We start from the raw sequence: 15,707 nt of genomic DNA, 5'->3' as shown, positions 1-15,707 counted from the left end.
ACTCTAGATTGGCTTAGTGTCGGGAGAGGAGATGACGACTTGGCTGATAATTTAGAATACAAATGTCCTTGTTGCGGTGGTGCTTTAGCCTTTGATACGAAAATCCAAAAAATGAAGTGTCCTTACTGTGACTCTGAGTACGAAATGGAGAGTCTCAAGCATATGGATGAAGGTTTGGTAGATGTACAGTCTTCTACTGAGTCAACTTCAACAACCTACCCTACTGAAGAATGGCAAGAAGATGACGAACAGATGAACGTCTTTATTTGCAATTCCTGTGGTGGACAATTGATTGCTGATGAAAATACTGCTGCAACAACTTGCCCTTATTGTGATAATCCAGTTGTTCTCAAGGAACGTCTGGTAGGTGATTTGAAACCAGAGTTGGTTATTCCGTTTAAACTGGATAAAAAAGCTGCCAGAGAAGCGCTTAACAAGCACCTTCTCGGCAAGCGTTTATTGCCAAAAATTTTTAAGGATCAGAACCATATTGATGAAGTAAAGGGTGTTTACGTGCCATTTTGGCTATTTAATACAGAAGCGGATGCGGATATTAAGTACAAAGCAACTAGGATAACGACTTGGAGTGACAAAGATTACAATTACACCCAAACTGAATTTTACTCTGTCCTTCGTTCTGGTCAGTTAGCCTTTTCTCATCTACCTGTTGACGGTTCTAAAAGTATGGACAATACCTTGATGGAATCCATTGAACCTTTTGATGTTTCAAAAGCAGTTGACTTTCAAACAGCCTATTTAGCAGGTTATTTGGCCGAGCGTTATGATGTGACGGCAGAAGAAAGTATCACCCACGCTAATAAACGGGCTAAAAGGAGTACTGAAGATAGATTTGCGGAAACAGTTAAAGGATTTACAATGGTAACTCCAGAAAGTAGTCATGTTGAGTTTAAAAATAGCAAAACCAAGTATGTCCTTTATCCAGTCTGGTTGTTAAACACAACTTGGAATAATGAAAAGTACGTTTTTGCTATGAATGGTCAAACAGGAAAATTTGTAGGCAATCTTCCCTTGGATAAACGAGTCTACTGGCGCTATTTTATGACGATTGCAACACTTACTTTTATTGTTTGCTATGGCATTGTTTGGTTGATTTATCTAATGTAAGGGGGAAGACATGATGAAAAAACTACTATCATTCCTTCTTGCGGTTTTTCTCGCTTTTACCTTGATTGGGATTGTGTCAGCTGACATGTCAAGTCAAACTTTAATTTATGATGAGGCCGGCCTCCTATCATCCAATGAGAAAAGCAAACTAGAAGAAGAAGCACAAGCTATTTACAAAGAGCATCAGTTCAAATCTTATCTGCTCATTGCTGACTCTTATGATGATGTAACTCAATATACAACGGATTTCTTCAAGAGAGGGAAGGAAGATGCTATTCTTCTGATAATAGGGAAGTCTAAAGATTATAGAACTATCTGCTACAAGGGAAAAGCAAAAGAGCTTCTGGGAGATTTTTGGGATACCTTTATCAAAGGAGTTTATCATAGCAATAGTAGTTGGTATGACAGTGCCCACCGTAGTTTGACTGCTATTGCTGTTAAGTTTGGACCCCTGAAGCGTCTCGTGGATGAAGCGGATTTACTGAGTGATGTAGAAGAAAAAGATTTATTAAGTAAACTTGATGAGATTAGTGAGCGGCAGAAATGTGACCTTGTTATTGTGACTGTCAAGGATCTGGGAGGGAAGACACCAGAAGCCTTTGCAGATGATTATTTTGACTATAATGGTTATGGTCAGGGTGAGGACTATAGTGGTTTATTGTTATTGTTAAGTATGAAGGAACGGGATTGGCATATCACCACAACAGGTTATGCGATTCGAGCATTTACCGATGCAGGTTTAGAATATATGTCTGATCGCTTTGTTCCGAAACTAAGCAACGGAGAATATGAGCAAGCATTTAGCAGTTTTGCAGAACTGAGCGATAAGTTCTTAACGCAGGCTAAGACAGATAAACCTTATGACAAAGGGAATCTTCCTAAGGAACCGCTAAGTTGGATATGGGTCCCCCTATCTCTAGGTGTAGGTCTTGTCACAGCCTTTGTAGTTGTTTCAAGTATGGCTGGTCAACTCAAAAGTGTGGAGCCAGATGTGGCAGCGACAAATTATATTGTAGAAAATAGTCTCACTGTCACTCAAGCAGAAGAAAAGTTTCTATATAAAACGATTGATAAGGTGGCTCGTCCCAAAGAGAGTAAATCTTCTTCTGGAGGTAGCAGTACTCATACATCTTCATCAGGAAGAACTCACGGTGGTGCAGGAGGCAAGTTTTGATTAGAATAGATGAGTGAATGAGATAGACTTTAAAATCTATTTTAGGAGAAAGGGAAGGTTTTAAAATGAAAAAATTATTTAGCTTGATATTGGTACTTCTGTTCCTTATCACGCTTGGAGCTTGTGGAAAATCAGGTGGAAGAGCGGACGATGCCTTAGTGGGCAAATACGTAGCTGTTAGTGGAACGGCCATGGGAGTAACGCTCTCTGGTGATGATATGGCTGGCTTCAAACTCGAATTGATGAGTGGAGGCAAGGCGAAACTAAACGTAGAAGGAACAACTGCAGAAGGTAAATGGAAAAATGATGATAACACGTTAACTCTTACTATTGAAAATACTGATATGGTTGGCAAGCTTGGTAAGGATACGATTACATTTGAAAGCATCTTGAAAGAGCTTGTCGGAACTTCAATGGATGTAAAACTTGCAAAAGAAGGAACGGATGCAGCGAAACCTGAGAACTTCTTGCCAGAAGAAGAGAAAGCTCTCTTAGGAGACTGGGTAGGCGCGTCTGTAGCGGATGTAATGGATGCAGACGCATCTGGAGAAATAGCACCAGATTCCTTGAAGGCAACTTTAAAGGCAGATCATACTTCTACAATCACCTATAAAGGAGAAGTAATTGCCACTCCTAAATGGAGTTATGTGACAGGTACCATTATATTTGAAGGTAAGGTTGCTGGAAATGCGAGTCTATACAGTGAACAAAAAGATGGGGTCTTTAAAATAACTTATAGCGGAGACAAGTATTATACCTTTACAATGAAATCATCTAAAGGAGATTAGAATAATAAATGGGCTAAATCAGTGCGGTGATGGTATGGAACTGTCATCGCACTTTTGGATTAGCTAATGTAGTTATTAACAATAATTTACGGATCCAAAAATTTTAATGATTTCATAGGATTTTGATTGCAATAAAAACGAACGTTCATAAACTATTTACTCTAAAAATTGACAAAAACTGTACTTTGGTTTATAATTAATTAAGGAAGCGTCGGAAAAAGACGTAGAGATGCGAATGCATAGGTAGGTCACTATAAAAGAAACGAGACATCGATATGTTAAATGAATTTCCAATTTTTGATTATGAAGATATTCAGTTGATCCCAAATAAATGTGTCATTAAAAGCCGTGCAGAAGCGGATACAAGTGTCACACTTGGAAATCATACTTTCAAACTACCTGTTGTACCTGCAAATATGCAGACGATTTTAGATGAGAACGTAGCAGAACAACTTGCTAAAGGTGGTTATTTCTACATTATGCACCGTTTTGATGAGGCGGGGCGCATTCCTTTTATCAAGCGCATGCACGATCAAGGACTCATTGCTTCCATTTCTGTCGGTGTTAAGGATTACGAGTATGACTTTGTTAGCCAACTCAAGGCTGATGCTCCTGAATATATCACTATTGACATTGCTCATGGCCATGCAGATAGTGTGATTTCTATGATTCAGCACATCAAGAAAGAATTACCAGATACTTTTGTCATTGCTGGTAATGTAGGGACACCAGAAGCTGTGCGTGAATTGGAAAATGCTGGTGCCGATGCTACTAAGGTTGGAATCGGTCCTGGTAAGGTTTGTATCACCAAGGTCAAGACTGGTTTTGGTACAGGCGGTTGGCAATTGGCTGCCCTACGCTGGTGTGCCAAGGCTGCGCGTAAACCTATCATCGCTGATGGAGGGATTCGTACACACGGTGACATTGCCAAGTCTATCCGTTTCGGTGCTAGCATGGTCATGATTGGTTCCCTTTTTGCTGGACACATCGAAAGCCCAGGAAAGACGATTGAAGTCGATGGGGAACAGTTCAAAGAATACTATGGTTCAGCTTCCCAATACCAAAAAGGAGCCTATAAAAATGTGGAAGGCAAACGCATCTTACTTCCTGCCAAAGGGCATTTGCAAGACACCCTTACTGAAATGGAGCAAGATCTGCAAAGTGCAATCTCCTACGCAGGTGGACGCAAGGTTGCTGACCTCAAGCACGTTGATTATGTAATCGTGAAAAACTCTATCTGGAATGGGGATGCTTCCCACTAATGGACGCTTAATCCACCCATAAAAAACTTGTTATTAGAGCAAATTTCTGTTATAATAAAACAAGTTTCCACCCTTAGTGTAATGGATATCACGTAAGATTCCGGTTCTTAAGATGGGGGTTCGATTCCCTCAGGGTGGATGTAAACAGCCTAAAAAAGCCTTTAAATAAGGCTTTTTTCTTTATATTTCCTCCAAAATTGGAAATCTTTTTTCAAAAACTACCCAAATCTTTCCTAGTCCCGTTTTAAAGTGACTCAGAGTGCTTTTTTTGTTATAATAGAAAGGATCGTAATTATTAGAAAGAGGTCAGTATGAAAGAATTACAAACTGTACTGAAGAAGCGTTTTGCAATCGAATTTGCAGACAAGAATTTGCTGGAAACGGCCTTTACTCATACGAGTTATGCCAATGAGCACCGCCTCTTAAAAATTTCACACAATGAGCGCTTGGAATTTTTAGGAGACGCTGTTCTGCAATTATTGATTTCCGAATATCTGTATAAAAAATATCCTAAAAAACCAGAGGGAGATTTGTCTAAACTCCGTGCCATGATTGTCCGCGAGGAGAGTTTGGCTGGTTTTGCGCGTGATTGCCAGTTTGATCAGTTTATCAAGCTAGGAAAAGGAGAAGAAAAATCTGGTGGGCGCAATCGTGACACCATTCTTGGTGATGCCTTTGAAGCCTTTCTGGGAGCGTTGCTTTTAGACAAGGATGTTGCTAGGGTAAAAGAGTTTATCTATCAGGTCATGATTCCCAAGGTTGAAGCAGGTGACTTTGAAATGATTAAGGATTACAAGACACACTTGCAAGAGTTGCTCCAAGTTAATGGAGATGTGGACATTCGCTACCAGGTGACCTCTGAAACAGGACCTGCTCATGATAAGGTTTTTGATGTAGAAGTTCTGGTTGAGGGCAAGAGTATCGGAAAAGGCCAAGGACGTTCTAAAAAATTAGCAGAGCAGGAAGCCGCGAAAAATGCAGTGGAGAAAGGGCTGGATTCATGTATTTAAAGGAAATTGAGATCCAGGGATTCAAGTCCTTTGCTGATAAGACCAAAGTCGTCTTTGACCAAGGTGTGACAGCTGTCGTTGGGCCCAATGGTTCTGGGAAGTCAAATATCACAGAAAGTCTGCGATGGGCCTTGGGGGAGTCCAGTGTCAAGAGTCTTCGTGGAGGCAAGATGCCCGACGTTATCTTTGCTGGAACTGAAAGTCGCAAACCACTCAATTATGCTTCGGTTGTCGTGACTTTAGATAATGAAGATGGCTTTATCAAGGATGCAGGGCAAGTCATTAAGGTAGAACGCCATATCTATCGTAGTGGGGATAGCGAGTATCGAATTGATGGCAAGAAAGTCCGTTTGCGTGATGTACATGATCTTTTCTTGGATACAGGTCTGGGACGGGATTCCTTCTCCATCATTTCTCAAGGGAAGGTTGAGGAAATTTTTAACTCTAAGCCTGAAGAGCGTCGAGCTATTTTTGAAGAAGCTGCTGGAGTTTTGAAATACAAGACTCGCAGAAAAGAAACTGAGAGCAAACTGCAACAAACTCAAGACAATCTAGACCGCTTAGAGGACATTATCTATGAGTTGGATAATCAAATCAAGCCTCTTGCAAAGCAAGCTGAGAATGCTCGCAAGTTTTTAGACTTGGATGGTCAACGCAAGGCTATTTACTTGGATGTACTGGTTGCCCAAATCAAGGAAAATAAGGCCGAACTAGAGCTGACGGAAGAAGAGCTAACGCAGGTTCAGGAACTCTTGACGAGCTATTACCAAAAACGTGAAGAGTTAGAAGAGGAAAATCAAACTCTTAAGAAGAAACGCCAAGATCTCCAAGCTCAAATGTCCAAAGACCAAGGAAGCTTGATGGATTTGACCAGTTTGATCAGTGACTTAGAGCGAAAACTAGCCCTATCAAAACTGGAATCAGAGCAAGTTGCTCTTAATCAGCAAGAAGCACAAGCCCGTTTGGCGACTCTGGAAGATAAGAGAAAGGCTCTAAGTAAAGAGAAGACTGAAAAAGAAGGGAATCTGGAACGGTTAGAGGAAAGCCTAGCTGAAAACAACAAGGAACTCAATCGCCTAGAAGCAGAGTTGTTGGCATTTTCAGATGATCCTGACCAGATGATCGAGCTTTTGCGTGAACGTTTTGTGGCGCTTTTACAAGAAGAAGCGGATGTCTCAAACCAACTGACCCGCATCGAGAATGAGTTGGAAAACAGCCGTCAACTATCTCAAAAACAAGCAGATCAACTTGAGAAATTGAAAGAACAACTGGCCACAGCTAAAGAGAAGGCTAGTCAACAGCAGGCTGAGCTTGAAACTGCTAAGGAGCAGGTTCAGAAATTATTGGCAGACTACCAAGCTAGTTCAAAGGAACAAGAGGAGCAGAAAGTTTCTTATCAAGCCCAGCAGAGTCAACTCTTTGACCGTCTGGACGCTCTTAAAAACAAGCAGGCTAGAGCCCAAAGCTTAGAAAACATTCTAAGAAATCATAGTAATTTTTATGCGGGTGTTAAGAGTGTTCTCCAAGAAAAAGAGCGTCTAGGTGGGATCATTGGTGCAGTCAGTGAACATTTGACCTTTGATGTGCATTATCAAACTGCCTTGGAGATTGCACTTGGAGCCAGCAGTCAGCATATCATTGTAGAAGATGAGCAAGCGGCAACCAAGGCTATTGATTTTCTCAAGCGCAACAGAACTGGTCGTGCAACCTTCCTTCCTTTGACAACGATTAAGGCGCGTACAATCTCTAGTCAGAATCAAGATGCTATCGCTGCAAGTCCAGGATTTCTGGGCATGGCTGATGAGTTGGTGTCGTTTGACAAGAGACTAGAAGCCATTTTCAAGAACTTGCTAGCTACGACGGCTATCTTTGATACCGTGGAACATGCGCGTGAAGCTGCTCGTCAAGTTCGCTATCAGGTTCGCATGGTGACGCTGGATGGGACAGAGTTGCGTGCAGGCGGTTCCTACGCGGGGGGGGCCAATCGTCAAAATAACAGTATCTTCATCAAGCCAGAGCTAGAGCAATTACAAAAAGAAATTGCTGAAGAAGAGGCCAGTCTGCGTTCAGAAGAGGCAAACTTGAAGACCTTGCAAGATGAGATGGCAGTATTAACAGAAAGATTAGAAACTATCAAATCACAAGGTGAGCAAGCTCGTATTCAGGAGCAAGGTTTGTACCTCGCCTATCAACAAACCAATCAGCAGGTCGAAGAATTGGAAACGCTTTGGAAACTTCAAGAAGAGGAATTAAATCGCCTTACTGAAGGAGATTGGCAAGCGGACAAGGAAAAATGCCAAGAGCGCCTTGCTACTATTGCCAGTGAAAAGCAAAATCTGGAAGCTGAAATTGAAGAAATTAAGTCTAACAAAAACGCTATTCAAGAACGCTATCAAAACTTGCAGGAACAGATTTCTCAAGCGCGCTTGCTTAAGTCCGAACTGCAAGGACAAAAGCGGTACGAAGTGACTGATATTGAACGCTTAGGCAAGGAACTGGATAGTCTGGATATCGAACAAGAGGAGATTCAGCGTCTCCTCCAAGAAAAGGTCGATAATCTTGAGAAAGTGGATACGGATTTGCTAAGCCAGCAGGTGGAAGAGGCCCAAACTCAGAAAGCCAATCTTCAACAAGGTCTGATTCGCAAGCAGTTTGAGTTGGATGATATCGAAGGTCAACTAGATGATATTGCCAGTCATTTGGATCAGGCTCGTCAGCAGAACGAGGAGTGGATTCGTAAACAAACACGCGCTGAAGCTAAGAAGGAAAAAGTCAGCGAACGCTTGCGCTATCTACAAGCTCAATTAACAGACCAGTACCAGATTAGCTACACAGAGGCTTTAGGAAAGGCTCATGAACTGGAAAATCTCAATCTGGCTGAGCAAGAGGTTAAGGATTTAGAGAAGGCTATTCGCTCACTGGGACCTGTCAATTTAGAAGCTATTGAACAGTACGAAGAAGTTCACAGCCGTCTGGATTTCCTCAATAGCCAGCGTGATGATATTTTGTCAGCGAAAAATCTGCTTCTTGAGACCATCACAGAGATGAATGATGAGGTTAAGGAACGCTTTAAATCAACCTTTGAGGCTATTCGTGAATCCTTTAAAGTGACCTTTAGACAGATGTTTGGCGGTGGTCAGGCAGACTTGATTTTGACTGAAGGAGACCTGCTGACAGCTGGGGTTGAGATTTCTGTCCAACCACCAGGTAAGAAAATCCAATCTCTCAACCTCATGAGTGGTGGTGAGAAAGCCCTATCAGCTTTGGCTTTGCTCTTCTCAATTATCCGAGTCAAGACCATTCCTTTCGTCATCTTGGACGAGGTAGAGGCGGCGCTGGACGAAGCCAATGTCAAACGTTTTGGGGATTACCTCAACCGCTTTGACAAGGATAGTCAGTTTATCGTCGTAACCCACCGTAAGGGGACGATGGCGGCAGCGGACTCTATCTATGGAGTTACCATGCAGGAATCAGGTGTGTCTAAGATTGTTTCGGTTAAATTAAAAGATTTGGAAGAAACAGTAGACTAGTTACCAAACAATAGCATTTCTTAGGAGGTGCTATTTTTTAAAACTAAAGTGCTAAATTTTTTCTTAAGGTCAGTTCAGGCGTAAAAAACGACATTTGGGATTTCCTCTTAGCGAAAAGGCTTTCTCTATGATATAATAGTTTCATGATTACAACAGTACCTATTAAGAACGAAAAAGATATTGCAGTACCGGGTAAAACAGTCCTTGTACTAGGTTATTTTGATGGCATCCACAAGGGACATCAGAAACTTTTTGAAGTGGCCAGCAAGGCTTCGATGAAGGATTATCTGCCAGTTGTCGTAATGACCTTTACAGAGTCGCCAAAACTTGCCTTACAACCTTACCAACCTGAGCTCATGCTCCATATCGTCAATCACGAGGAACGGGAGCACAAGATGAAGTGGCACGGAGTAGAGGCTCTTTTCTTACTTGACTTTAGTAGCAAATTTGCTAGTTTAACGGGTCAAGAGTTCTTTGATACCTACATCAAGGCTTTAAAACCAGCTATCATTGTAGCAGGATTTGACTATACGTTTGGTTCAGATAAGAAAACTGCGGATGACCTGAAGGACTATTTTGATGGAGAGATCATCATTGTTCCTCCAGTTGAGGACGAAAAGGGCAAGATTAGTTCCACACGGATTCGTCAGGCTATTCTTGATGGAGATGTAAAGGAAGTCAATCATCTGCTCGGCACTCCGCTCCCATCTCGTGGGATGGTCGTTCATGGAAATGCTCGTGGGCGTACTATCGGTTATCCAACAGCCAATCTGGTCCTAAGAGATCGAACCTATATGCCAGCAGATGGGGTATACGTAGTTGATGTCGAAGTGCAGCGTAAAAGATATCGTGGGATGGCGAGTGTTGGCAAAAATGTCACCTTTGATGGAGAAGAGCCACGTTTTGAAGTCAATATTTTCGATTTTTCAGACGATATTTACGGTGAGACAGTCATTGTCTACTGGCTGGACCGTGTCCGCGATATGGTCAAATTTGACTCTGTAGAGGAACTGGTAGACCAACTCCAGAAAGACGAAGAGATTGCTCGGAATTGGAAGGATGGAGAGTAGAAAAGTTTAAAAAAGTGAACCATATTTTGTGTTTGCTTTTTTATTTTTGAAAGAAATTTTTATAGCGAGAAACATGATTGAAGCTTAATTGAAAATCTGTTAAAATAGTGATATTCATAACTTTAAAACCAAAGAAAAGAGACTATATGATTACAGGCGAATTAAAAAGTAAAATCGATCAACTGTGGGAAATGCTGTGGACTGAAGGAAATGCAAATCCTCTAACAAATATTGAACAATTGACTTATCTTCTGTTTATGAAGGATTTGGATAGTGTTGAACTTGGACGCGAAAGCGATGCTGAGTTTTTAGGGATTTCTTATGAGGGAATTTTTCCAAAAGACAAACCTGAATACCGTTGGTCGACTTTTAAAAATATAGGAGATGCTCAGGAAGTTTATCGTTTAATGACCCAGGAGATTTTTCCATTTATGAAGAATCTTAAGGGTGATACTGATGATACAGCTTTTTCACGTTATATGCGTGAAGCCATCTTTCAAATTAATAAACCTGCTACTCTCCAAAAGGTGATTTCCATATTAGATGAATTTCCAACCAGAGGCTCAGGCATAGACTTTGATAGTGACACACAGGGGATTAATGATATTGGCGACATCTATGAATATCTGCTATCAAAATTGTCAACCGCAGGTAAAAATGGACAATTTCGTACACCTCGTCACATCATCGATATGATGGTTGAGTTAATGCAACCAACTATCAAGGATATTGTCTCAGATCCTGCTATGGGGTCTGCGGGTTTCTTAGTATCTGCTAGCCGTTACTTAAAGCGTAAGAAAGATGAATGGGAAACCAATCCAGATAATATCAAACATTTTCATAACAATATGTTTCATGGAAATGATACGGATACAACTATGCTGAGACTTGGTGCAATGAACATGATGCTACATGGAGTGGAAAATCCACAAATTAGTTATCTTGACTCACTATCTCAAGATAATGAAGAAGCAGATAAGTACACTCTAGTTTTAGCAAATCCTCCATTTAAAGGGTCACTTGACTACGATTCAACTTCAAATGATCTCCTTGCGACTGTAAAAACCAAAAAGACAGAATTGCTTTTCCTTGCTCTTTTCTTGCGTACCTTGAAACCAGGGGGACGTGCAGCGGTTATTGTACCTGATGGTGTCCTCTTTGGTTCCTCTAAAGCCCATAAAGGAATTCGTCAGGAAATTGTAGAGAATCATAAATTAGATGCTGTAATATCAATGCCAAGTGGCGTTTTCAAACCTTATGCTGGAGTTTCAACTGCCATTCTCATCTTTACAAAAACTGGAAATGGTGGAACGGATAAGGTCTGGTTTTACGATATGAAAGCAGATGGTTTAAGTTTGGATGATAAACGACAACCGATCAGTGACAATGATATTCCAGATATTATTCAACGTTTCCATCAACTTGAAAACGAAGCAGAACGTAAGAGAACGGACCAGTCTTTCTTTGTTCCAGTTGATGAGATAAAGGATAATGATTATGATTTATCGATCAATAAATACAAAGAAATCGAGTATGAAAAAGTTGAGTATGAACCAACAGAAGTTATCTTAAAGAAAATCAATGATCTAGAAAAAGAAATTCAAGCTGGCTTGGCAGAGTTAGAAGAATTACTCAAGTAGGGAGATGGATGTATGAAAAAAGTGAAGTTGGGGGAAGTGGCTACTTTTATTAATGGATATGCTTTTAAACCTCAAGATTGGTCATCTGAAGGAAAAGAGATTATCAGAATACAGAATTTGACTAAAACTTCAAAAGAGACAAATTATTATTCGGGTACGATTGATAAAAAATACATTATTGAAGATGGTGACATTCTTATTTCTTGGTCGGGTACATTAGGAGTTTTTCAGTGGTGTGGAAAATCCGCAGTGTTAAATCAGCATATTTTTAAAGTGGTTTTCGATAAGATAGATATCGATAAATCATATTTTAAATATGTTGTTGAAAAAGGTTTGCAAGATGCTGTAAAACACACTCATGGTTCCACAATGAAACATTTAACAAAAAAATATTTTGATAATATTTTGGTTTCATATACAAATTTGAAAGAGCAACAAAGAATTGCAAGTGAACTAGATTTGTTAAGCAAGCTGATTTTAAGGAGACAAGAACAACTTAAAGAGCTTAATCTACTCGTCAAATCCCGATTTAACGAGATGTTTGGGGATTCTATAAATAATGACAAGAAATTTGCAGTGAAAACGGGACAGCAGTGTTTTAAATTTTCAAGTGGAAAATTTCTTGATAAAAATGATAGAGTTTTTGAAGGTTACCCTGCCTATGGTGGAAATGGTATTGCTTGGAAAAGTCGAAATTATTTAATTGATAATTCAACTATTATCATTGGTCGTGTAGGTGCATATTGTGGTAATGTAAGAACTACTCACGGTAAGGTATGGATAAGTGACAATGCTATATATATAAAAGAGTTTAAAAATTTAGATTTTAACCTTGTATTTTTATTAGAATTAATGAAAGTAATTGATTTTAGTAGATTTGCTGATTTCTCAGGTCAACCAAAGATAACTCAAAAACCATTAGAAAAACAGAAATATATCCTCCCCCCTCTAGCCCTCCAAAACGAATTCGCGGACTTTGTTGCTCAAGTCGACAAATCACAATTGGCAATTCAAAAATCTCTGGAAGAATTGGAAACCTTGAAAAAATCACTTATGCAGGAATATTTCGGTTAAGCTCTGAGATGAAATAGCAGTTTTACACTATCATTGTAATTACCGTAATTATTTGTTATAATACTTCAAAGGAGGAAATCAGATGGTCGTAAAAACAAGAAAACAAGGAAATTCAATCACCATTACGATTCCAAGCGAGTTCAATATTCCAAGTGGTGTTAAATACGAAGCGAAATTGTTACCAAGCGGTGAAATTATCTTTACTCCTGAAGAATTGAATCATCAGGTCTCTTATGTTTCTGATGATGCCTTTAACTTAAAATTGGATACAATTTTTGATGAATACGACGATGTTTTCAAAGCTTTGGTGGAAAAATGACAGTCTATCTAACAGAAAAGCAAATTGAAAAAATCAATGCTTTAGTAATTCAACGGTATTCTCCAAAGGAGCAAATTCAAACAGTTAGTCCTTCAGCGTTAAATATGATTGTGAACTTACCAGAACAATTTGTTTTTGGCAAACCTCTTTATCCAACAATTTTTGATAAAGCAACAATATTATTTGTCCAATTGATAAAGAAGCATGTTTTTGCCAACGCCAATAAACGAACGGCCTTCTTTGTTTTGGTGAAGTTTTTACAATTAAATGGTTATCACTTTACTGTTTCCGTGGAAGAAGCGGTTGATATGTGCGTGACTATAGCGGTAGAAGCTTTAACTGATGAAAAAATGATAAGCTACTCTAAATGGATTTCTGAACATTCTATCAGAGAAAAGGTCAAAAAGTAAGATAGTATGCTGGATTAAAATGAGCATAAGAAAATAAATGAACAGGCAATATTAGAATTCTGTAATGCAGAAACTGATATTGCCTCTTTTTATTGATGAGTAATAATGAAAGTGAGAATTTATGGAATCAAAAGTTACAATTATCATACAAGAAATGTTACCACTTTTAAACAATGAACAATTACTAGCATTGAGAGAGAGTTTAGAACGCCATCTAGTGGATGGAAAAAAGCAGCAAAAGTATTCGAATAATTATCTGTTGCAACTATTCATCACTGCTAAGCAGGTGGAGGGCTGTAGCGCAAAAACAATACGTTATTATCAGAGAACAATTGAAAATTTGTTTCATCATATTAAGGAGTCTGTGACACAACTGACAACAGATGATTTAAGGAGTTATCTAGCAAATTATCAGTCTGAAAAGGACTGTAGTAAGGCGAATTTGGACAATATTCGGCGTATATTGTCCTCTTTTTTTGCTTGGCTTGAGCAAGAGGAATATATCATCAAGAATCCTATTCGAAGGATTAAAAAAATTAAAACAGAACAAACTGTGAAAGAAACTTATACGGACGAACATCTGGAAATTATGAGAGATAATTGTGAAAATTTAAGAGATTTGGCAATGATTGACCTACTAGCATCAACAGGTATGCGTGTAGGAGAACTGGTCCAGTTGAATCGTTCTGATATTGATTTTGAAAACAGAGAGTGCGTTGTTTTTGGAAAAGGAAAAAAAGAAAGACCCGTATATTTTGATGCTCGTACGAAAATTCATTTAAGAAACTATCTCAATGATAGAAAAGATAGTCATCCAGCTCTTTTTGTAACGCTACTTGGAAAAGCCCAGAGACTTGGAATTGCTGGTGTCGAGATTCGATTGAGAAAGTTAGGACAAAAACTTGGAATACAAAAGGTTCATCCACATAAATTCAGAAGAACCCTAGCGACAAAGGCTATTGATAAAGGAATGCCTATTGAGCAAGTCCAAAAACTACTCGGTCACAGCAAAATTGATACAACTCTGGCCTATGCCATGGTTAACCAAAGCAATGTCAAACATTCACACCAAAAATTCATCTCTTAACTGCAAATCCCGATATTCCGAGGAGGTGGTTGCGTGAAGAAAGTGAAGTTATGTGATCTTGGGAAAATTATTACAGGAAATACACCTAGTAAAAAAATATTAGAATTTTATGATAGCAATGATATCCCTTTTATAAAACCAGATGACTTTAAAACTATAGATGAAATTTCGTCATCAAAAGGGAATAAAAATTATATATCTGAGAATGCACGAAACAATGCAAGAATTGCCCCCAAAAATTCAGTATTAGTAACTTGTATAGGTATAATTGGAAAAGTTATGATTTCTGAATCTGAATTATCATTTAATCAACAAATTAATGCAATTGTTCCGAATAAATTAATTTTATCTAAATATTTAGCATATTTATTGCTATATAATAAATCGAAATTAGATTTTATTTCCAACGCGCCCGTTGTCCCAATAATCAATAAAACTCAATTTTCGGAGTTTGAAGTTACGTTCCATGAGGATATTGATGTTCAAGAAAAGATTATACAAAATTTAGAGAATTTAGATAATCAGATTTTAAAAAGAAGACATCAATCTAAATTACTCTCAAACCTTGTAAAATCCCGATTTAACGAGATGTTTGGGGATCCTGTTCTGAATGAAATGGGTTGGGAAAAACATAGATTATCAAAATTAACATTAAAAATTGGTTCAGGGGCTACACCTAGAGGAGGAAGAGAAAGTTATGTCAACGAAGGGATAGCACTTATTAGAAGTATGAATGTATATGATGGTAAGTTTATTTTCAAAGATTTAGCTTATCTAACTAATGTTCAGGCTGAAAAATTAAATAATGTAATTGTTGAATCCGACGATGTTTTGCTAAATATTACAGGTGCATCTGTATCTCGTTGCTGTATTGTTCCTCAAAATATTTTGCCTGCGAGAGTTAATCAGCACGTTTCTATAATTCGTTGTAAAAAGCACTTATTATCACCAATATTTTTAAATCAACTTCTAATAACTTCAGAGTTTAAGAGTTTGTTACTGAAAATAGGAGAAAGTTCAGGCGCCACCCGTCAAGCGATAACAAAAAATCAGATTGAAGAATTATACATCCCCCTCCCCCCTCTAGCCCTCCAAAACGAATTCGCGGACTTTGTTGCTCAAGTCGACAAATCACAATTTGCTTGTGGGATAGTTATAAAACTGTGGAGAAATAGCTTGAAATCTAGTATAATATAGCTATCTATTTATTCAAAGTGA

General features: G+C 38.8%; 13 protein-coding genes and 1 tRNA gene. All 14 read left to right on the top strand.

Annotated features, from left to right (window positions below):
- Positions 1-39: 39 nt before the first annotated feature.
- The 14 genes from D8805_RS05325 (at position 40) to D8805_RS10180 (ending at position 15,686) form a co-directional block, all read left to right on the top strand.
- Entirely contained in the window at positions 40-1,125 is a 1,086-nt protein-coding gene (locus D8805_RS05325; protein WP_125415935.1) for a TFIIB-type zinc ribbon-containing protein, read from the top strand.
- Positions 1,126-1,135: 10 nt separating this feature from the next.
- Positions 1,136-2,299, top strand: a complete 1,164-nt coding sequence (locus D8805_RS05320) for a TPM domain-containing protein (RefSeq protein WP_125415932.1) — start codon at positions 1,136-1,138, stop codon at positions 2,297-2,299.
- Between the two features lie 65 nt (positions 2,300-2,364).
- Positions 2,365-3,087: an LptM family lipoprotein gene (locus D8805_RS05315; RefSeq protein WP_125415929.1), complete on the top strand. Its 723-nt coding sequence runs from the start codon at positions 2,365-2,367 to the stop codon at positions 3,085-3,087.
- A gap of 275 nt (positions 3,088-3,362) precedes the next feature.
- Entirely contained in the window at positions 3,363-4,349 is a 987-nt protein-coding gene (locus D8805_RS05310) for a GMP reductase (RefSeq protein ID WP_000931163.1), read from the top strand.
- A 67-nt stretch (positions 4,350-4,416) separates the two neighbouring features.
- Positions 4,417-4,488 (top strand) — tRNA-Arg (locus tag D8805_RS05305).
- Between the two features lie 172 nt (positions 4,489-4,660).
- Complete coding sequence (gene rnc, locus D8805_RS05300; protein ID WP_000661472.1) at positions 4,661-5,359, top strand: ribonuclease III; 699 nt, start codon at positions 4,661-4,663, stop codon at positions 5,357-5,359.
- Positions 5,350-8,889, top strand: coding sequence for a chromosome segregation protein SMC (smc, locus tag D8805_RS05295; RefSeq protein WP_125415926.1), 3,540 nt, complete (start codon positions 5,350-5,352; stop codon positions 8,887-8,889). Before rnc ends, smc begins: the two co-directional genes overlap by 10 nt.
- 143 nt (positions 8,890-9,032) lie before the next feature.
- Positions 9,033-9,959 (top strand): bifunctional riboflavin kinase/FAD synthetase, encoded by a 927-nt coding sequence (locus tag D8805_RS05290; protein ID WP_084925957.1) that lies wholly within the window; start codon positions 9,033-9,035, stop codon positions 9,957-9,959.
- 146 nt (positions 9,960-10,105) lie between these two features.
- Positions 10,106-11,599, top strand: a complete 1,494-nt coding sequence (locus tag D8805_RS05285) for a type I restriction-modification system subunit M (protein WP_084925954.1) — start codon at positions 10,106-10,108, stop codon at positions 11,597-11,599.
- 12 nt (positions 11,600-11,611) lie between these two features.
- Positions 11,612-12,673: a restriction endonuclease subunit S gene (locus D8805_RS05280; RefSeq protein ID WP_125415923.1), complete on the top strand. Its 1,062-nt coding sequence runs from the start codon at positions 11,612-11,614 to the stop codon at positions 12,671-12,673.
- Between the two features lie 82 nt (positions 12,674-12,755).
- Positions 12,756-12,992 carry a hypothetical protein gene (locus tag D8805_RS05275; protein ID WP_061416945.1) on the top strand — a complete coding sequence of 79 codons (237 nt, stop codon included), beginning with the start codon at positions 12,756-12,758 and terminating at the stop codon, positions 12,990-12,992.
- Entirely contained in the window at positions 12,989-13,402 is a 414-nt protein-coding gene (locus D8805_RS05270; RefSeq protein WP_000219498.1) for a type II toxin-antitoxin system death-on-curing family toxin, read from the top strand. Before D8805_RS05275 ends, D8805_RS05270 begins: the two co-directional genes overlap by 4 nt.
- A 121-nt stretch (positions 13,403-13,523) precedes the next feature.
- A complete protein-coding gene (gene xerA / locus D8805_RS05265) occupies positions 13,524-14,489 on the top strand; it encodes a site-specific tyrosine recombinase/integron integrase (RefSeq protein ID WP_061416943.1) in 966 nt (321 codons plus the stop codon).
- Between the two features lie 33 nt (positions 14,490-14,522).
- Complete coding sequence (locus D8805_RS10180; protein WP_125415920.1) at positions 14,523-15,686, top strand: restriction endonuclease subunit S; 1,164 nt, start codon at positions 14,523-14,525, stop codon at positions 15,684-15,686.
- The last annotated feature ends 21 nt before the right edge of the window (positions 15,687-15,707 follow it).

The organism is Streptococcus oralis subsp. dentisani, from assembly GCF_003944205.1.
Classification (GTDB): Bacteria; Bacillota; Bacilli; order Lactobacillales; family Streptococcaceae; genus Streptococcus; species Streptococcus oralis_BH.
This window is presented reverse-complemented; position numbering and strand designations above follow the sequence as displayed.